At 71.6% G+C, this 18419-nt stretch carries 16 protein-coding genes; 8 read left to right on the forward strand and 8 right to left on the reverse strand.

Annotation, left to right across the window (positions count from 1 at the left end; translation table 11 throughout):
• Window positions 1-14: 14 nt before the first annotated feature.
• Entirely contained in the window at window positions 15-680 is a 666-nt protein-coding gene (locus ACFZBU_RS10090; RefSeq protein WP_391582989.1) for a TetR/AcrR family transcriptional regulator, read from the reverse strand.
• A 174-nt stretch (window positions 681-854) separates the two neighbouring features.
• On the opposite strand from ACFZBU_RS10090, the gene ACFZBU_RS10095 reads away from it, so the two are divergent.
• Window positions 855-3320, forward strand: coding sequence for a beta-glucosidase (locus ACFZBU_RS10095; protein WP_391582990.1), 2466 nt, complete (start codon window positions 855-857; stop codon window positions 3318-3320).
• A gap of 174 nt (window positions 3321-3494) precedes the next feature.
• On the opposite strand, the gene ACFZBU_RS10100 is transcribed toward ACFZBU_RS10095, so the two are convergent.
• Window positions 3495-3698 (reverse strand): hypothetical protein, encoded by a 204-nt coding sequence (locus tag ACFZBU_RS10100; RefSeq protein ID WP_391582991.1) that lies wholly within the window; start codon window positions 3696-3698, stop codon window positions 3495-3497.
• 213 nt (window positions 3699-3911) lie between these two features.
• Here ACFZBU_RS10100 and hemC point away from each other — a divergent pair, with 213 nt between their 5' ends.
• Complete coding sequence (hemC, locus tag ACFZBU_RS10105) at window positions 3912-4811, forward strand: hydroxymethylbilane synthase (RefSeq protein ID WP_391582992.1); 900 nt, start codon at window positions 3912-3914, stop codon at window positions 4809-4811.
• A gap of 101 nt (window positions 4812-4912) precedes the next feature.
• Here the strand turns inward: hemC and ACFZBU_RS10110 are convergent, their stop codons facing one another.
• The gene (locus ACFZBU_RS10110; protein ID WP_391582993.1) at window positions 4913-5389 is read right to left on the reverse strand and encodes a hypothetical protein; all 477 of its coding nucleotides are present in this window, start codon (window positions 5387-5389) and stop codon (window positions 4913-4915) included.
• A gap of 353 nt (window positions 5390-5742) precedes the next feature.
• On the opposite strand from ACFZBU_RS10110, the gene ACFZBU_RS10115 reads away from it, so the two are divergent.
• Window positions 5743-6291 (forward strand): hypothetical protein, encoded by a 549-nt coding sequence (locus tag ACFZBU_RS10115; protein WP_391582994.1) that lies wholly within the window; start codon window positions 5743-5745, stop codon window positions 6289-6291.
• Between the two features lie 56 nt (window positions 6292-6347).
• On the opposite strand, the gene ACFZBU_RS10120 is transcribed toward ACFZBU_RS10115, so the two are convergent.
• Window positions 6348-6590, reverse strand: a complete 243-nt coding sequence (locus ACFZBU_RS10120; protein WP_391582995.1) for a hypothetical protein — start codon at window positions 6588-6590, stop codon at window positions 6348-6350.
• A 132-nt stretch (window positions 6591-6722) separates the two neighbouring features.
• Here ACFZBU_RS10120 and ACFZBU_RS10125 point away from each other — a divergent pair, with 132 nt between their 5' ends.
• Window positions 6723-6929, forward strand: coding sequence for a hypothetical protein (locus ACFZBU_RS10125; protein ID WP_391582996.1), 207 nt, complete (start codon window positions 6723-6725; stop codon window positions 6927-6929).
• Here ACFZBU_RS10125 and ACFZBU_RS10130 read toward each other — a convergent pair.
• On the reverse strand, window positions 6920-8083 hold the full coding sequence (locus ACFZBU_RS10130; RefSeq protein WP_391582997.1) for a nucleoside 2-deoxyribosyltransferase domain-containing protein: 1164 nt from the start codon (window positions 8081-8083) through the stop codon (window positions 6920-6922). The two genes, ACFZBU_RS10125 and ACFZBU_RS10130, sit on opposite strands and share 10 nt — an antisense overlap.
• A 164-nt stretch (window positions 8084-8247) precedes the next feature.
• Here ACFZBU_RS10130 and ACFZBU_RS10135 point away from each other — a divergent pair, with 164 nt between their 5' ends.
• Complete coding sequence (locus ACFZBU_RS10135; RefSeq protein ID WP_391582998.1) at window positions 8248-9918, forward strand: protein kinase; 1671 nt, start codon at window positions 8248-8250, stop codon at window positions 9916-9918.
• Between the two features lie 13 nt (window positions 9919-9931).
• On the opposite strand, the gene ACFZBU_RS10140 is transcribed toward ACFZBU_RS10135, so the two are convergent.
• Window positions 9932-11653 (reverse strand): class I adenylate-forming enzyme family protein, encoded by a 1722-nt coding sequence (locus tag ACFZBU_RS10140; RefSeq protein ID WP_391582999.1) that lies wholly within the window; start codon window positions 11651-11653, stop codon window positions 9932-9934.
• 164 nt (window positions 11654-11817) lie between these two features.
• Between ACFZBU_RS10140 and ACFZBU_RS10145 the strand changes: the two genes are divergently transcribed.
• Together ACFZBU_RS10145 and ACFZBU_RS10150 are read left to right on the forward strand one after the other, a co-directional pair.
• Window positions 11818-12675 (forward strand): enoyl-CoA hydratase-related protein, encoded by an 858-nt coding sequence (locus tag ACFZBU_RS10145; RefSeq protein ID WP_391583000.1) that lies wholly within the window; start codon window positions 11818-11820, stop codon window positions 12673-12675.
• 270 nt (window positions 12676-12945) lie between these two features.
• Window positions 12946-13446: a MarR family winged helix-turn-helix transcriptional regulator gene (locus ACFZBU_RS10150; protein WP_391583001.1), complete on the forward strand. Its 501-nt coding sequence runs from the start codon at window positions 12946-12948 to the stop codon at window positions 13444-13446.
• An 18-nt stretch (window positions 13447-13464) separates the two neighbouring features.
• Here the strand turns inward: ACFZBU_RS10150 and ACFZBU_RS10155 are convergent, their stop codons facing one another.
• Complete coding sequence (locus ACFZBU_RS10155) at window positions 13465-15723, reverse strand: RelA/SpoT family protein (protein ID WP_391583002.1); 2259 nt, start codon at window positions 15721-15723, stop codon at window positions 13465-13467.
• A gap of 243 nt (window positions 15724-15966) precedes the next feature.
• The gene (locus ACFZBU_RS10160; protein WP_391583003.1) at window positions 15967-17103 is read right to left on the reverse strand and encodes a phosphotransferase family protein; all 1137 of its coding nucleotides are present in this window, start codon (window positions 17101-17103) and stop codon (window positions 15967-15969) included.
• Between the two features lie 243 nt (window positions 17104-17346).
• On the opposite strand from ACFZBU_RS10160, the gene ACFZBU_RS10165 reads away from it, so the two are divergent.
• Window positions 17347-18159, forward strand: a complete 813-nt coding sequence (locus ACFZBU_RS10165; protein WP_391583004.1) for a phosphatase PAP2 family protein — start codon at window positions 17347-17349, stop codon at window positions 18157-18159.
• The last annotated feature ends 260 nt before the right edge of the window (window positions 18160-18419 follow it).

Here is an 18419-nt window from a genome sequence, read left to right on the forward strand (position 1 = left end):
GGGTCGGGCTCGGATCAGGCCCGGATGCGGCGCAGCAGGTGCTCCACGTAGTCGCGGAACAGCGTTGCCATGTCCACGCGTTCGGGGTCGAGCAGCCATTGCAGTTGCAGGCCGTCCATCATCGCGAAGACCTGCGCCGCGACCGCGGGCGGATCGACGTCCGCGCGCAGCTCGCCGGATGCCCGGCCGGCCTCCAGCGACGCGGTGATGCTCGAACGCAGCACCGCGTAGCGGTCCTGGGCCCAGTCGTGTGCGGGGTGGTCGGTGGTCACCGCTTCGCCGGTGAGCACGGTGAAGAGCTGGACCAGCCCGGGGATGTTGCGGTTGTGCTCGGCGAGTTCGGCGAGCTTGCCCAGGGCCGCCTCGCCACCGAGCGGAAGCACGCCCACGTCCAGATGCTCCATGTCCATCCGGTCGCGCAGGTCGAGCACCGCCATCAGCAGCTCCTGCTTGCTGCGGAAGTGGTGCAGCAGGCCGGCCTGGGTCAGTTCGGCGCGCTCGGCGATCCGGGCCAGCGAGGTGCCGCGGTAGCCGTTCTCGGCGAACTCCTGGAGCGCGATGTTGAGGATGCGGGTGCGTCGGGCATCCCCGGACGCGTATCCGCGGCCGCGTGGTCTGGCCCGGGCGGCCCGGCTCGGGGTCGGCGGGTTGACGGGGAGGTCCTCCGGTTGTGCGTCCATGTGGTCATCCTGCCGTGTCCCGGCGGGAGCCTGTCGAGGTGTATGTTACGTCGCGATAACAAAGCTACCGTGTAATAGGTTTTCCGGCTAGCGTACGACGGGATCCTCCGGGCGACTCGTTCGGCGGGTCGCCCGGACCGCGGGTCGATCGGCTACGCAAGCGGAAGGCAGACGATGGCGTCTCACAGCACCCCCACCGACAACGAGCCCGGCGACGACGAGCTGCGCGACCTGGTGGCGCGGCTGACCCTGGAGGAGAAGCTCTCGCTGATCGTCGGCGAGGACTTCTGGTCGCTTCCCGAGATCCCGAGCATCGGCCTGCGCAAGCTGCGCGTCTCCGACGGCCCGGTCGGCGTCCGCGGCGTCACGTGGGACGAGCGCGACACCTCGCTCCTGTTCCCCAGCCCCACCGCGCTCGCCGCCGCCTGGGATCCCGAGGTCACCCGCCGAGCCGGCTTCGTGATGGGCGCGCAGACCCGGGACAAGGACATCCACGTCCTGCTGGCACCGACGGTGAACCTGCACCGCAGCCCGCTGGGCGGTCGGCACTTCGAGTGCTACTCCGAGGACCCGCTGCTGACCGCGCGGATCGCGACCGCCTTCATCGAGGGCGTGCAGTCCGCCGGTGTCGGTGCCACGATCAAGCACTTCGTCGGCAACGAGACCGAGGACGACCGGATGTCCTACGACTCGCGGATCGACGAGCGCTCGCTGCGCGAGGTCTACCTCGTGCCGTTCGAGGAGGCCGTGCGCACCGGTCGGGTCTGGCTCGTGATGAGCGCGTACAACCGGGTCAACGGCGAGACCATGACCGAGAACTCGCGGCTGGTCAACGGCGTGCTCAAGGACGAGTGGGGCTTCGACGGGGTGGTGATCTCGGACTGGATGGCGGTTCGCTCCACCGAGGCCGCCGCCGCCGGCGGCACCGACATCGCGATGCCCGGTCCGGCCAAGGTGTGGGGCGAACCGCTGCTCGCCGCCGTGCGCGAGGGCCGGGTCGCCGAATCGCTGATCGACGAGCGGGTCACCCGGATCCTGCGCCTCGCCGCCCGGGTGGGCGTGCTCGGCGAGCGCACGCCGGCCGCGACCACCACGCCCGCGGACGCGGTCGCCACGCTGCGCGCGATCTCCGCGCGGGCGATGGTGCTGCTGGGCAACGACGGGACGCTCCCGCTCGACCCCTCGGCGCTCTCCCGCGTCGCGCTGATCGGCCCGAACGCGCTGCGGCTGTCCGCGCAGGGCGGCGGCAGCGCACACGTGAACCCCGCGCACGTGGTCTCGATCCCCGAGGGCCTGCGGGCCGCACTCGGTGAGAACGTCGAACTGACGCTGACCGAGGGCGCGTTCACCCACCGTGCGCTCGCCGACCTGTCCCTGGACACGGCCGTCGACCCGGAGAGCGGCGAGCCGGGGCTGCGCGCCGAGTTCCTCGACGCCGCGGGCACCGTGCTCTCCTCCGAGCACCGGTCGGGCTCCAGCCTGATGTTCTGGCCGGACAACATTCCGGCCGGGGCCGCGGTGATCCGGCTGCGCACGACGGTCACCCCGACGGTGTCCGGGACCAACATCCTGGATGTGCGCGGCGCGGGCCGGTTCGAGGTGAGCATCGACGGCGCGACCCGCACGGTGGACATGACCGCCCCCGAGGGCACCGACGTGATCGAGATGATCATGCGACCCGAGGCCACTCGCATCGAGGTCGAGGCGACGGCCGGCACGCCGATGCGGATCCGGGTCGACTTCAGCCAGGGCGAGCAGTTCTTCATGGCCGCACTCGGTCTGGGCTGGGCGGACCCGCGCCGGTCCGAGGAGGCCGAACTGGAGGCCGCGGTCGAGGCCGCGCGCGCCGCCGATGTCGCCGTGGTCGTGGTCGGCACCACCGACGACATCGAGTCCGAGGGCTTCGACCGCGAGAACCTGGCGCTGCCGGGCCGCTCGGACGAACTGGTGCGCCGGGTCGCGGCGGTCAACCCGAGGACCGTCGTGGTGGTCAACGCGGGCTCGCCCGTGCTGATGCCGTGGCGGGACGAGGTCGCCGCCGTGCTGTGGGCATGGCTGCCCGGCCAGGAGGGCGGCGCGGCACTGGGCGACGTGCTCACCGGGGTGGTGGAGCCGGGCGGCCGGCTGCCCACGACCTACCCTGCGGCCGAGGCCGACGTACCGGTCTACTCCACCGCCCGGGTGAACGACGAGCACCACTACGCGGTGCAGTCCAGCAACATCGGCTACCGCGCCTGGGCCCTGGGCCAGGCGGCGCCGGCGTACCCGTTCGGGCACGGTCTGGGCTACACGACCTGGGCGTACGAGCAGGTCGCGGTCAAGGGCGACGCGAGCGGCGTGAGCGTCGAGATCACCGTGGCCAACACCGGTGAGCGGGCGGGTCGCGAGGTGGCGCAGGTGTACCTGGAGACCGCCGACGGCACGTTGATGGGTCGGCCGGAGCCGATCCGCCTGGTCGGCTTCGCCGCGATCGACGCCGAGGCGGGCGCGCGGGTCACCACCACGGTGGAGATCGACGCACGCACCCTGGCCCGCTGGGACGAGCAGGGCGCGGCGTGGACCACCCCGCCGGGCGCATACACGCTGCGCGTCGGCCGCTCGGTGGGCGACCTGCGGCTGAGTGCGGACCTCGTGCTCTAGGACGGCGCGCTTCCCGGGTCGAGGCGGGCTGCCCCTCGGCCCGGAGCCGCACCGGTGCGGCCGGGACGGCGCACCGCCGGAACACGGCCGCATCGGGCCGGGGAGTCACGGCCCCGCCCGGTGCGGCCGTCCGCGCGGGCCCACCCGGGGCCCGTGCCGGCCGCCGACGGAGCGTCAGCAGCGCTGCGCGAAGGCCGGGTTGATGAAGCCCGGCAGGTCGGCCCCGTTGCCGCAGATGCCGCCCGCCGCGTCGATCGTGTCGGCCCGGACCGTGTGCGTGTCGGCGCCGGCCGGGGCGGCGACCACCACGGTCGCGCCGACGATGGGAGTCGCGATGACGGCCGTGCTGACCAGAAGGCCGCGGACGATGCGCTGCATGGGACGGATCCTTGTCTCGATACGGGACGCTCTCGAACGCCGGGAAGGGCGCAACCCGCCAACGCGGCGAACCGCCCGAAGGACACGAGGGTTGGGCCGAACGGCAGGTCCGGTCGACCTCCCGACCGACCCGCGGGTCGGCGTCCCACGTTCGAGGGATCGGGTCGGGGGAAAATGCGGTGCCGGGCGCGCCGCAGGCCTACCGTGTCGGCCATGCAGCTCCGCATCGGTACCCGGTCCTCCCCCATGGCCCTCGCCCAGGCCCGGCTCGTCGCCTCCCTGTTGCCCGGACGTCCGCACGAACCCGTCGTCGTCCCGATGTCCACCAGCGGCGACCGCTGGGGCGGCAGCCTGGCCGAACTCGGCGGCAAGGGCGCGTTCGTCAAGGAACTCGACCGCGCGCAGCTCGACGGGGAGGTGGACCTGGTCGTGCACTGTCTCAAGGACATGCCCGGCGACGTGCCGCTGCCCGAGGGGCTCACCGTCGCCGCCTACCTGCCCCGGGACGACGTGCACGACTGCGTGGTCGGCGCGCGGTTGGCCGACCTGCCGCCCGGCGCCCGGGTCGGCACCAGCTCGGTCCGGCGCGCGGCGCAACTGCGGCGCAGTCACCCGCGACTGACCGCGGTGCCGATCCGCGGCTCGGCGAACACCCGGCTGGCCAAGCTGGACGCGGGCGAATACGACGCCCTGATCCTGGCCGTCGCGGGCCTCGAACGCATCGGCCAGGGGCCGCGCATCACCCAGATCCTGACCACCAGTCAGATGTTGCCCGCGGTCGGCGCGGGCGTGTTGGCCCTGCAGTGCCGCATCGACGACGCGCCCGTCCTGGCCGCCGCACGGGCCCTGGACGACGCGCCCACCCGGGCCTGTGTCGAGGCCGAGCGCGCCCTGCTGCGCGAGTTGCGCGGCCACTGCCACAGCCCGATCGCCGCCTACTGCACGGGCACCGAGACCGGCCTGACCCTGCACGCGGCGGTGTACTCCACCGACGGCGCGGACCTGCTGGAGGCCACCGACCACGGCGCCGAGCCGGACAAGCTCGGCGTCGTGGTGGCCGGCGAACTGCTCGCCCGCGGCGCCCGAGCGCTGATCGACGCGATCGCCCACTGAACGCGGGCCGTCCCGCCGGCCGCATCGGGTCGCGGCGGCGGGACGGCTCGTTCACACCGGTCCGCCGCGCCCCCGCACGGCTCGACCGTCGTCGGGCCTGCTCAGGTGTTCAGGCACTTCTGCACGGTGGTCTGCAACTCGGACGGCAGCTTGTTGGTCCGGGCGTACTCCTGGTCGAACGCGTTCATCTGGGCCTGGCTGTACTTGCCCTGGAGTTCGGTCAGCGCGCACTGGCAGTACCGGGTGTTGTTGTTCGACGTGCTCAGGCAGCCGTTGAGGAAGTTCGTCGAGTAGAGCGAACTCCAGTCGTTGCCGCCACCGCTCGCACCGGTCGAGGTCGGCGAGGCCGGCGCCGTCGTGCGCGGGCGCGACGTGGTCGGCCGGCTGCTGGTCGGCGGCGGGGTGTCCTCGTCGGTGGCCCGGCTCGTCGGAGTCTTCCCCGTCGCCGTGGCGTCCGAGCTCGCCTCGGTGGTCTTCGGGGCCCCGAGCCCACCGAAGCCGCCGTCCCCGTCGCTCCCACATGCCCCGACCGCGCAGGTCAGCATCACCGCGATCAGCCCGACTTTGATGGTGCGCATGCATTTCCCCCTAAAACGATGTTGGTCGTGACTCTCCTCCCCCGGCTCCGCCGGTCACAAGGGAATCTTTTCGGCCATTGCGTAATGGTTACGTCGCCGCGACCGTTACGACGCCGAGGAGGTACCGCCGCCACCGTCGCCCCACGCTCGGCTCGGGGGTCGAATCGGCGCGAACCCGGCATGTCGGCCCGCGCCGCCGCGGATGGTGGGCGACAGAGAGGTCTACCGTTCGACAAACATGTGCAAACCGGGCACCAACGTGCCGATTGTCACATTCCATGGCGTTTATCGATCGAATCTGTTCACTATGGACGGGTTGCCTCCCGTCGGACGGCAGAAAGGAACGGCACATCATGACCTTGACGCCCGAGCACGTGGCCGCGCTGCGCGGTCTTGCCGCCGATGTCTCGGCCCTCGGCGCCGCCGGCGCCCAGCGGCACCCCGCCTTCGCCGGCTCCGCCGGTTCGATCGCCGACCGCGCGGACGCGCTCGCGAGCCAGGCACCGCCGTTCCACAAGGTCGCGCTGCGCCGCATCGGCGACGCGATGCGCGCCTGCGCGGAGTCCCGCGAGGCGGGCGACCCCACCCGGGTGGCCACCACCCAGCGCACCGCCGCGCACCTGGCCGACCGGCTCGTGCACGCGCTCGACCGCTACGCCTCGGCCTCGCCGACCGCGACCCCGGCCACCTGCACCCGCTGCAACGAGCCGTACATCGCCCAGTTGATCCCCACCCAGCGGCGCTACCTCTCGCGCATCGACGCCCCCGTGTCCGGGCACGTGTTCAACGCGGCCGGCACCACCTACGTGGTCGAGCGGCACGTGCTGTGCCCGCTCCAGGACGTGCCCGGTCCGGCCGACATGTCCGAGTTCGAGAATCTGGACGACCTCGACAACGCCTGAGCCCCGGGCACGCCGGGCGCACACGACCGAGGCCGGGTCCCCGAGGGGGCCCGGCCTCAGTCGTCGCCGTGGTCCTTCCTGTCCTTCTTCAGCCGGCGCAGGTACTCGCGCGTCCACCCGGTCACCTTGACCACCTCGGACTGCTTGACCCCTGCGGCCATGGCCCGCACCGCCGCCCGTTTGAGTTCTCGACGCGCCTCTTCGTGCGCCTTCTCGGTCCTTCGATACGCCTTCGCGGCCCTGATCAGACCCGCTCCGGCGGAATCGGGGTGCTCCCGGTCGACATCCTCGTGATCCACCCTGTCAGGATGCCATATGGGCCGCCACCCTCGTAGGCCAACACAGTTGACATTTCCGCAGACAAGAAGGAAACTGGAGACCGAATCGAAGGTGAACGGAAGGTTAACTTCACCAGTCACGGAGGAGCCGACATGCTCAAGACCCTCACCGCCCCCGCCATGTGCACCCGTTGTGGCGAGCCGTACGTCGCGGCGCTCAGCCCGCGCCCGCTCGTCACCGTGCAGACTCCGGCGTTCCGTACCCCGGAGATCGTCGGCGGCCGGCTGATGACCGTCGACGACACCGTCTGCCTGGTCGAGCGGCACGCCCCCTGCACGGGCCTGGGCAACTACCGCTGATCCTCGGCGGCGCCCGTCAACACCGCCGCCAGCATCCCCAGCGTCGACCAGTCGACGCGCTCGCACCGCAGCAGTTCGCCGTACGTCGTGATCTCGACGTCAGTGCGTTCCCCGTCCCCGGCCACACCATGTGGGCCGGGGTCGCTGCGTAGTAGGGCCAGTTCGGCCTCGGTGAGTTCGGCCGAGTACACGTGCGCGTGATGCGCCGTCAGGGTGCCCGCGAGTTGCCGCGAGCCGTGCGGGCGCAGCCGCTCCGGCGACAACGCCAGACCGGTCTCCTGGCCGACCTCGGTACACCCGTCCGCCGCCGTGTACCCGCTCCCACCCGGAAGTTCGTGCACGAAGCCGTCCTTCGTACGGGCCGCCGAGCGGAACTCGCGCACCAGCACCACGGTGCTCGCCGTGAGCGGCTCGGCGCGCCGGTAGAGCACCACCGCGGTCACGTCCGGCCGGCCGAGCACCACCTCGTCGTCCTTGACCCGACCGCCCTCGGCGGCGATCGCCACCCTCACGTGCGCCGCCCACAACCACGTGGCCGCGCCGCGCCGCCACACCCACGCGATCCGGCCGCCGAGCAGCGTGTTGCCCGCCGCCCGCTGGGCCGCGTACCAATCCTCGAAGGCCCGGGTCAGCCACACGTTCAGCGGGATGTCCCGCTCCCCGCCCGTACGCGGCGCGCCGGTCCCGAGCGCGTCCAGCGCGGTGTCGACCGTCGCGGGCAGCGTGTCGCGTACCGGCACGTCGTGACCGAGCGCATAGGCCCGCTGATAGCGCACGTGCGGTGCGTCCGGCGGAGTGCCCAGCACCGCGCGGCCCGAGTCCTTGAGCCAGCCCCACTCGTCGTTGGTGGTCAGTCCGGGCAGGTCGCGCAGATCGCGCGGGATCCAGAAGAGCACCCGATCGCTGCGGTCCAGATTGCGCAACTCCCAGTCCCGCTGCACCTGATGCGTGGGCCACGACTGCCCCTCGCCGGGCTCGGGCACGAACACCACCAGGCGGCCCGGCCGGCGCCGGCGCTCCCGGATCAGTTTCAGCGCCGCCGGTCGCCAGGAGGGCACGTGCGCCGCGCGGGGGGTGGGGCCGGCCAGGAAGACGCTCGCATCCCACGCGTCCGGCGGCTCATCGGGCGAGTTCACAATCACGATCTCGGTCATGGCCTCGACCGTAGCGGCCGTCACCGCAGGTGATCGAGGGTCGCCGCGATCTCCGTGCGGCCGACCCGATCGGCGTGCGGGTGGTGATGTCGCATACCGTTCCCCGCACGCACGCTGCTACGAAAGAATCACATCCATACGGCGCGTACGGGGAGGCGTTTGCGGTGGCTCAGTTGTGGCTTGGCAGCCGATATCGGCTGGACAAGAGGCTGGGCTCGGGAGGCAACGCGACCGTGTGGCGGGCCTGGGACCAGAAGATGCAGCGGTTCGTCGCGGTCAAGGTGCTCAAGGAGTCGTTCGGGGCGTCCAACAACAGCGTGGACCGGTTCGGCCGCGAGGCGATCATCGTCGGCGGGCTGTCCTCACCGAACATCATCGTCGTGCACGACCAGGGCCGGAAGGAGGTCGTCGAGCGCCGGACCGGTCCCGGGCCGACCGAGCCGGAGCTGTCCGACCGGGAACGGCTCGACCGCGAGCGGCTCGATCCCGAGACCCGGGTGTTCACCCACGAGGCCGAGACGGTGCACGACGCGCAGATCACCTCCGCCCTCGGCCCGGGACCGGCCGACATGCGCCGCACCGACGGCAAGGTCATGTATCTGGCGATGGAGCTGATCACCGGCCGCTCGCTGGCGCAGCTCGTCGCGGACGGCGCATGGCTGCCGCTCGGCCACGTGGTCGGGTGGGCGATCCAGCTGTGCGAGGGCCTCGACGTCGCGCACTCGGGCGGCGTACTGCATCGCGACATCAAGCCCGCGAACGTCATGGTGACCTCGCGCGGCGTGGTCAAGGTGCTCGACTTCGGCATAGCGCGATACATGGAGAAGGTGTCCTCGCGCGCGGGCATCACGATGCCCGGAAGCATGATCGGCACGCCCGCCTACATGTCGCCCGAGCAGATCCTCGGCGGGCGCATCGACGGCCGAGCCGACCTGTACAGCGTGGGCTGTGTGCTGCACGAATTGTTGACCGGTGCGCCGCCGTTCGGCCTGGACCGTCCGCATTCGATGATGACCGCCCATCTGCAACGCGCACCCGAATCGGTCCGCAACACTCGGCTGGAGGTGCCCGAGGACCTGGCCGCGCTCGTGCTCGCGCTGCTCGCCAAGCGACCGGAGAACCGGCCGGCGAGCGCGGCGGAGGTGTGCGATCGGTTGTTGGAGCTGTCGGTCGTGCCGCCGCGCAACCTCGCACCGCAACCGTGGGGAGTACCGACCTCGGACCCGATCGTGGCGGAGGATCCGCGACCGACGGGGGACGAGCCGGTCCGGCTGGTCCCGAACGTGGCCGAGCCGCGCCCGGTCCACGCGAGCGACTCGCTCCAAGCGCTGCGCGCCGAACTCGGGCAGCGGATGCGCGAGTTCGGGGTGGACCACCCGGATACGCTGATGCTGCGCGAGCAGTTGGCCGCGCGGCTGGGCAAGGACGGGGATCCGGTCGCGGCGATAACCCTGCTGCGCGGGGTGATCTCCGACGGCGGACGGTTGCGCGGCGCGCTGTCCCCGGACACGCTGCGCGCCCGGCGGGCACTGGCGCACTGGACCGGGAAGGCGGGCCGCCCGGCCGACGCGGCGCAGTTGCTGAAGAACCTGCTGCAGGATCAGGTCCACGTGCTGGGCACCGACCACCTGGAGACCCTGCGGGTCCGCCGCGAACGGGCCCGCTGGGACGGCGAGGCGGGCAACTACGTGGGCGCGGTGCTGCATCTGCGTGCGCTCGTCCCGGACGTCATCCGGGTGCTGGGCCCCAATCACGAGCTGGTCATCGAGGTCTGGGACGACCTCACCCACTGGGAGCACCGCCTGGACGGCTACGGCTTCCGGGACGAGGCGTGAGCGGCTCCCGACGTCACAGGGTCAGCATGTCGCGCAGTTCGCGCTTGAGCACCTTGCCCACCGCGTTCCGCGGCAGCGCCCGCTCGGTGAACCGCACCAGCGTGGGCACCTTGAACGCGGCCAGCCGGCGCGCCACGTGCCCGCGCAGTTCGGCCGCGGTGACCGCGCCCGCCACGTGCAGCCGGACCACGGCGGCCACCTCCTCGCCGAGGTCGTGGTGCGGCACCCCGACCACCGCGACGTCGGATACGGCCGGATGCTCGAACAGGACCGCCTCGACCTCGGCCGAGTAGACGTTCTCCCCGCCGCGGATGATCACGTCCTTGAGCCGGTCGACCACGTACAGCAGCCCGTCGGCATCGGTGTAGCCGAGGTCCCCGGTGCGGAACCACCCGTCCGGGAACGCCTCCTCGCTCTCCCGCGGCCGGTTCCAGTAGCCGCGGACCACCTGCGGGCCGCGGAAGCGGATCTCGCCCGTGCGCCCGGTCGGCAACTCCTCGCCGGTCAGCGGATCGGCCACCCGCAGATCCGTCGTGGGCACCGGCCGCCCGACGCTGTCCGGATGGGCGTAGTAGTCGTCGCCCGAGTTCGCCACCACCACGCACGTGGTCTCGGTCATCCCGTAGGCGTTCAACGGCACGATCGGATTGCCGGACATGGCGCCCACCTGCCCGACCAGGTCCGGCGGCACCGGCGAGCCGCCGGCACCCAGGCTGGTCAGGCTGGACAGGTCGCGCCCGGCCCGCAGCGGTGACTCGACCAGGCGACGCAGCAGGGTGGGCACCATGTTGGCGGTGGTGATCCGCTCGGTCTCGATCAGCTCCAGCGCCGTGGCGGTGTCCCAGTGGTGCATCAGGCACAACTTCGCGCCCTGCGCCGCGCCGATGTACAGACCGGCCAGCCCGGCAATGTGGAAGAACGGGTAGACCTGCAGGTTGCTCGGCGTGGGCAGGCCCGCCCCCAGCTCCTCGAACACGGCCGGACCCTTGGCCAACTCGGCGGCGGGCAGGCCCAGTCGAACCAGCCCGACGGCCTTCATCAGCTGCATCGTGTGCAGGTTGGTGGTGTGGTTGTGATGCGTGGCGACCGCGCCCTTGGGCCGTCCGGTGGTGCCGGACGTGTACAGGATGGTCGCGTCGTCGAACGGCTCCGGGCCCTCCGCCGGCAGCGCACACTCGCCGGTGAAGGAGCGCAGCAGCGCGGACAGGTCGGTCTCGCCGGCGGCCGGCGGCTCCTCGGGACGGACCACCAGCAGCCGGGGCGCCGTGCTCGGGGCCGGCCGGCCCCGGACCAGGTCGGCGCGTTCGCCGTCGCAGATCAGCACCGTGCTGCCGGAGTCCTCCACGGCGTACAGCAGTTCGTCGGCGGTCCACCACGCGTTGAGCGGCACTGCGACCGCACCCATGACCTGGGTCGCCCAGAACGCGAGCGGCCATTCGAGGTGGTTTCGCATCGCGATGGCCACCCGGTCGCCGCGCCGCACCCCGCACTCGACGGCCAGGTGCCGGGCCAGGTGGGCGACCAGTCGATGCTGCTCGGCGTAGTCGATCCGCTCGTCGCCGGCGACCAGCGCGTCCCGGGTCCCGTATGCCGCCAGGTCCTCGAAGACCGCACGCAGCGTCGGCGGAGCCTTGCTCAGAACCCGCCAGGGGATGCCGTCGTGGACGACCTCCTCGATCGCGTAGGCCGATTCGGGTCCGGTGAGCTCGGCCAGGGCCTGTGTCCGATCCAGCATCCGGTGGGTCCACCTCCTGCACACTGCGAGCGACTTGTACCGGGGTAGGAGCGCATCAAAGCTAGTGCGGAGATCGCATTGCGGGAACCCTGGCAATCGACATGATCACCCGGCAGGGTGGCCGGACGGGTACCACCGACACGCGTGCGAACCGGGGGGCTTGGGTGGACTACGAGCAGATCTCGACGGCCGTCGAGGACAACGTGTTGACCGTGACGCTGGACCGACCGGACCGCCTCAACGCGTACACCTACCGGATGCGCCGGGAGATCTCGCACGCGTTGGACCGGGCGGACGCGGACGACGAGGTCCGGGTGGTGGTGTTCACCGGGAGCGGGCGGGCGTTTTGCGCGGGAGCCGATCTGGAGACGGGCGCCGACTCGTTCGACCCGGCCGCACACGCGAAGCGCTTCGAGGAGGCGGTGGACGACGCGGACACGTTCCGCGACGACGGCGGCCGACTGGTGCTGCGGCTGTACCGCTCGAAGAAGCCGCTGATCGCGGCGATCAACGGTCCGGCGGTGGGCGTGGGCGCGACCATGACGCTGCCGATGGACATCCGGATCGCCTCCTCCGCCGCCCGCTTCGGCTTCGTCTTCGCCCGCCGCGGGATCACTCCCGACGGTTGCTCGACGTGGTTCCTGCCGCGGGTGGTGGGCCTGGACCGGGCCCTCGAATGGTGCTTCACCGGCCGGGTCTTCGACGCGGCGGAGGCGAAGGAGGCGGGCCTGATCCGCGAGTCGGTCCCGCCGCAGGACCTGCTGCCGCGGGCCCGTGAACTGGCCCGTACGATCGCCGAGAACACCCCGGCGGTGGCCATCGCGCTGACCCGGCGGTTGTTGTGGGGCATGCAGACCGTCCCCGACCCGGAAACCGCCCACCTGCACGAGTCCCGCGCCCTGCACTGGACGGGCGGCTCGGCCGACGTCCGGGAGGGCGTGTCGGCCTTCCTGGAAAAGCGCCGCCCCGACTTCGCCCTCCGGGTCAGCACGGACCTGCCGGACCTGCCCGGGATGCCGTGACCCGAGCAGCGGCGTCCGGATGCCCGGGCCGGGTGGACGACGGCGGGACGGGAGGCGCCCGGCCGGCGATCAACGCCCGATGCCCGTTCGGCACCGTCGATCCCGGTCGGATCTCGCGTGGGTCGCCGCCGACTCGCGGTCGGGTTCGGGGGTGGGTTCGCGGGCTTCGGGGAGTGGCACTCGGATGGCCCTTACAGCTTGTTGTGTTTTGCAACTGTTTCGGGCACTCTTGGCGCACATTCAGGGCGCATGGTGTTGAGGAGCAAGGCGATGTCGGACAGCGTTGAGCGGCGAGTGGTCCGCGAAGTGGGTGCGGCCACCCGGTTGATTCGGCTGTTGATGGGTCCCCCGCTGCACGCGGCGGGGATCACCCAGGCGGAATACCACCTGCTTGCCCACCTGGAGGAGCGCGGTACCTCCACCGGCAAGGAACTCGCCTGCCGACTGAGCCTGGACAAGACCACGATCAGCCGACAACTGACCGCGCTCGAGGAGGCCCGGCTGATCACCCGGACCACCGATCCGACCAATCGGCGGTCCCACCTGATCACCCTCACCGACGCCGGCCACCAGCGCCTGGCCGACGCCCGGCAACGCAGCCTCGCGGTGATGGCGGAACGGTTCGCCGCCTGGCCCAAGGAGGAACTGGGCGCCCTCGCCGACCACCTGGCCCGGTTCAACGACGTCCTGCGCGGCGACACCGCGGACCCCGCCGCCGCCCCCGCCGAGCAGGAACAGCACGAAGCGCACGAACAACAACCGCAGCAGTAGCCGAACCGCCGCCCGACGTCAGTTGTCCGCCACCCGCGGGTGCACCCGCGGACGAGCCCGGTACACGTCGTAGACGCCCTGCACCCGACGCAACGCCCGCAGCAGCTTCGGCAGGGTCGCGAGGTCGGCCAGCCGGATCGTGTACGTCTGGCGTACGCGCATCTGCTGCGGCGGCGCGATCGAGGCCGAGGTGATGTCGGCGCCCTCCGCGTCGATCGCGGCGGTCACGTCGGCGAGCAGTCGGGGGCGGTCCAGGGCCTCGATCTGCACGGTGACCCGGTAGCCCTGGTCGGCCTGGTGCGGCAGCCACGTCGCGGCGACCACGTCCCGGCCCGCGCGGCGCATCTGTTGCACGTTGGTGCAGTCGGCCCGGTGTACCGCGACCGTGCCGCCTCGGATCACGAAGCCGGCGAGTTCGTCCGGCGGGACCGGGGTGCAGCAGCGGGCCAGTCGGACCGGGGCTCCGGGCGAGCCCGGCACGCTGACCACGGCCTCACCGGGGTCGGACGGCGGGCGCCGGGTCCGTGCCGGGGCCTGGGCGGCGTCCCCGGCAGGTGCGGTCGGGCCCGGGGCGGACGCGCCCCGGGCGGCCTCGCCGGTGGCGGCCAGATTGCCCAGCGGCGGGGCGAGCAGGGGGTCGATCCGGCCCTCTATGCCGTGCGGGTACTTGGCCAACCAGGCCTCGATCGCGACCCGGGCCAGGGGGCTGCGGACGAACGAGAGCCATTCCTTGGACGGTGCCGCGGCGCCCGGCGGGGCGGTGATGATGGATACCGTCTCGCCGTCCGCCAGCACCGAACTCAGGGCCACCAGGCGGCCGTTGATCTGTGCGCCGATACATCGGTGGCCGGTCTGCTCGTCGATCGCATAGGCCGCGTCCACACACGTGGATCCGGCGGGCAGGGTGAGCGGACGGCCACCGGGGGTGAACACCAGGAGCTCGCGGTCCGCCGACAGGTCGGCGGTCAGCGAGCTCCAGAAGACGTGCGCGTCCGGGATGCCGCCCTGCCACGCGAGCAGCCGGTGCAACCACGCGAGCTGCTCGGGGGCGTCCGGCCCGGTGTCCGGTTTGCCGGTGTGCGCGACCACGCCGAACTCGGCCAGACGATGCATGCGTCGGGTGCGGATGAGCACCTCGACCTTGTCGCCCTCGGGCAGCGTGATCGCCGTGTGCAGCGACTGGTACAGGTTGAACTTGGGGGTTGCGATGTAGTCCTTGAACTCGCCCGCGATCGGCGACCAGCAGGTGTGCAGTACGCCGAGCGCGCCGTAACAGTCGGTGTCCGCGTCGACCACGATCATCAACCGGCAGAGGTCGAACGGGCCCAGCTCCTCGCGCCCACGCCGCTTCTGTACTCGGCGCACGGATACGTGGTGCCGCGCGCGCGGCGATACCTCCGCTTCGATCCCGGCGTCCCGCAGCGCACGTTTGACGGTCGTGCACAGCTTGGACACGGCCTCGTCGGTGGCCGCCTGGCTGGCGCCGACGGTGCGCGCGGTCGCGGCGTGCTCCTCGGGCCGGAGCGTGGCGAAGACGATGTCCTCCAGCTCCGACTTGAGCACGTGGATGCCCAGCCGCTCGGCGAGCGGGATGAACACCTCCTGCGTGGCCTCGGCGGTGCGGATCTGGCTCGCCCGGCGGCGATATCGGATCGTGCGCATGTTGTGCAGCCGGTCGGCCAGCTTGATCACGGTCACCCGCAGGTCCCGGCCGGTGGCCACGATGATCTTGCGCATCGTCTCGGCCTCGGCCCGGTCGCCCAGGTCGACCCGCTCCAGCTTGGTCACGCCGTCGACCAGGTGCGTGACGTCGTCGCCGAACGCCGCGCGGACCTCTTCCAGCGTCAGGTCGGTGTCCTCGACGGTGTCGTGCAGCAGCGCCGCGACCAGCGTCGTGGTGTCCGCGCCCAGCTCGGCCAGGATGGTGGCCACCGCGAGCGGGTGCGTGATGTACGGCTCGCCGCTCTTGCGCATTTGCCCGCGATGGGACAACTCCGCGACCGCGTACGCCTCCTGAATGGCCGTCACGTCGGCCTTCGGGTGGTGCACACGATGCACCTGGAGCAGCGGTTCGACCGCGTCCGGCGTGCGTCGACGACTTCCGGTGAGGAAGGTGACAGCGGCCAGACCCAGTCGCTGGATGGGTTGTTGGACAGGCCGGCGGGAGAGTCGTCCGACGCGGTCGGACATGCTCCGGCTCGGAACGTCACCCGCGGCTCGCGGTGCACCCTTGGGCACACCTGCACCGGCCGGCGGGTCGAGTCCCCCGATCGTCATGCGGCACCTCCGGCAGCTACCCCCGGAGTCGCCCCCGGTGATTCATGCTACCGACAACAACACGGACGGTGTCCGCGTGATGTCGCCCGTCACACACGATCACCCGCACGGGTCATGGCGCCCGCTACGGATGATGGTGAAGAGCCCAGCCTAACCCCTCGGGATCTTGTCCGGGTGCGCACCCACCGGGCTCGGGGAGCGCACCCGTCGCACGGCGGGCGTGCGGGTCGCGACGACGGGGGGTCAGCTCCCGTCGGCGCGCTCCCGGTAGGTGCCGGCCATCATCGCCTCGATCAGTCCGCGGTGCAGCACCGTCTCGTCCAGGTCGGCCGGCTGCTCGCGCTCGCCGAAGTGCCACTGGCGGTGTGCGATGCGGGCCATCACCACGCCGTGGCGCACCGCCGCGTACATCTCGAAGTACCGCATGTCGCGCGGTGTGTAGCCGGTGAGCTTCTCGTAGTGCGCGCACACGTCCTCGGTGCGCATGAGGTCGGGCAGACCCGGCAGACCGTAGCGGGTGGCGATGTCCTGGAAGAACGCGTGGATGAAGATCATCCACGCGATGTCCAGCTCGCGCGGGCCGACGGCGGCCATCTCCCAGTCCAGCACCGCGGTCGGCTCGAAGTCCACGTACAGGATGTTGCCGATCCGGGCGTCGCCCCAGCTGATCACGTCCGGGCCGACCTCGGCCGGGAAGTTGTCCTCCAGCCACTCGAACGCACGATCCAGGAGCGGGACGCGCTGCCCCTCGATGCCCCACTCGTAGAACGCGCGCAGGTCGTCCAGATGCCGGCGCAGCGCGGTCTCGCCGGTGCCCTCGTACTGGAGGAAGGCCAGTTCCTCGGGGCTCGCGTCGATTTCGTGGATCGCGGCGACGACGGCGACCGACTCCTCCTGGAGCCGGCGGCGCTGCTCGGGCGTGGCGGCGAGCATCCAGCCGTCGATCGTGTAGGGCATCACGTCCGGCGGCGCGGCGCCCTCGGCCCGGCGCATCACGAAGAACGGGGCGCCGAGCGGGCCCTCGTCCGGCTCGTTCCACAGCAGCGCGGGCACCGGGATCGAACAGCGCTCGCCGACCAGGGTCATCACCGCGTACTGCTTGTCCAGGTCGTACGTCGGGAAGACCGGCTTGGCGTCCATCGAGGGACGCATCCGCACCACGCAGCGCTCGGTGCGGCGTTCGCCGTCCACCGTCCAGGTCGCGTCGAACAGCAGCGTCTCGCTGGACATCCCGTTGCCGGAGGGGGCCTTGAGCTCGGAGATCTCCGGAGCCGCACCCTCGGGCAGCCGGCCGCTGAGCCACGCGAGCAGCTGGTCGTGCACCGTCGCCAGGTCCCGCGTGCTCGTCTGCGGGCGGGTGACCTCGTCGGGGTCGGCCACGACAACCTCCGGTATCCACGTCGCACGGGTGCGACCGGCGCGGCCGGGCGTCCCTGCCGACGTCCGGTCCCCGCCCTGCTGTCGGCGGCTGCCCGCCGGACAAAAGTGAAACACGTTCTATCATGTGTGACACGTGTCATCAATGGCCTGGAGGCCGCTCCGCACCGGGCCCGGCGGCGGGTGCCGGCCGTACCGTCCGAACGCGGCGCCGGGTTCGGCCTGCGGGTATTGCAGACTGGACGGATGCCTCCGACCCCCGCCGCGACCCGCCGGCGTCCGCGCTGGTGGACCGAATTGCTGCTGATCGCAGTGCTGTACGAGGCGTACTCGCTCAGCCGACTCGTGGTCCGCGGCGACGTGGACGCCGCGCTGCGCAACGCCGAGCGAATACTGCACGTCGAGTCGCTCACCCACCTCGATCCCGAACGGGTGCTCAACCAGGTCGTCACCAACCACGTGCTCGTCGGCGTGGTCTGCGACTACGCGTACGCGACGCTGCACTACCTGGTGACCCCGCTGGTGCTGTTCTGGTTGTGGCGGCGGCGCCCCGAGCGCTACCGGGGCGCGCGCACCACGCTGGCGATCGCCACGGTGGTCTCGCTGGCGGGCTTCATGCTCTTCCCGACCGCGCCGCCGCGGATGATCGACGGCTTCACCGACACCATGGCGCACTTCGCGTCCTGGGGCTGGTGGGGCGGGGGTGCCAGCGCGCCGCGCGGCATGGAGCACATGACCAACGAGTACGCGGCGATGCCGTCCCTGCACGTGGGCTGGGCCGCCTGGTGCGGGTGGCAGTTGTGGCGGCACGGTCGCGGTCGGGTGTCGCGCGTCCTGGGCGTGCTCTATCCGCTCTTCGTGGTCGTGGTGGTACTGGGCACCGCGAACCACTACCTCGCGGACGTGGTCGCGGGGCTCGCGGTGATGGGGCTGGGCGCGCTCGCGTCGCCGTGGGTGCTGCGCGGGGTGGACCGGACACGCGACGGGGTGGCGATGCGCCGGGCCGAGTCGAAACAGACCGTTCAACCGATCGATGTCGATCAAAGAAGCGCCGCCTGATCACACCGAATCGTGCCCAATGAACGATTTCGATCAAGGTCAGCCGGATACGACTTCCGAACGACGCTTGCCTCGCAGGCAAGCGGTACCTTCTGGGTGGTCCCGCGCCCGACAACGGCAAGGATTCCGTCATCGGGCACATGCCGATCGGACAAGCCGCCGCAACGGCGGACGAACCCGGTCGGGCTCGGCCTGACAGGCCCAGACCCCGCATGGTGGACGGAGGCACGGCGAACCAGAGACGGGGCCGACAGGCGACG

The organism is Embleya sp. NPDC008237 (assembly GCF_042956465.1).
Classification (GTDB): domain Bacteria; phylum Actinomycetota; class Actinomycetes; order Streptomycetales; family Streptomycetaceae; genus Embleya.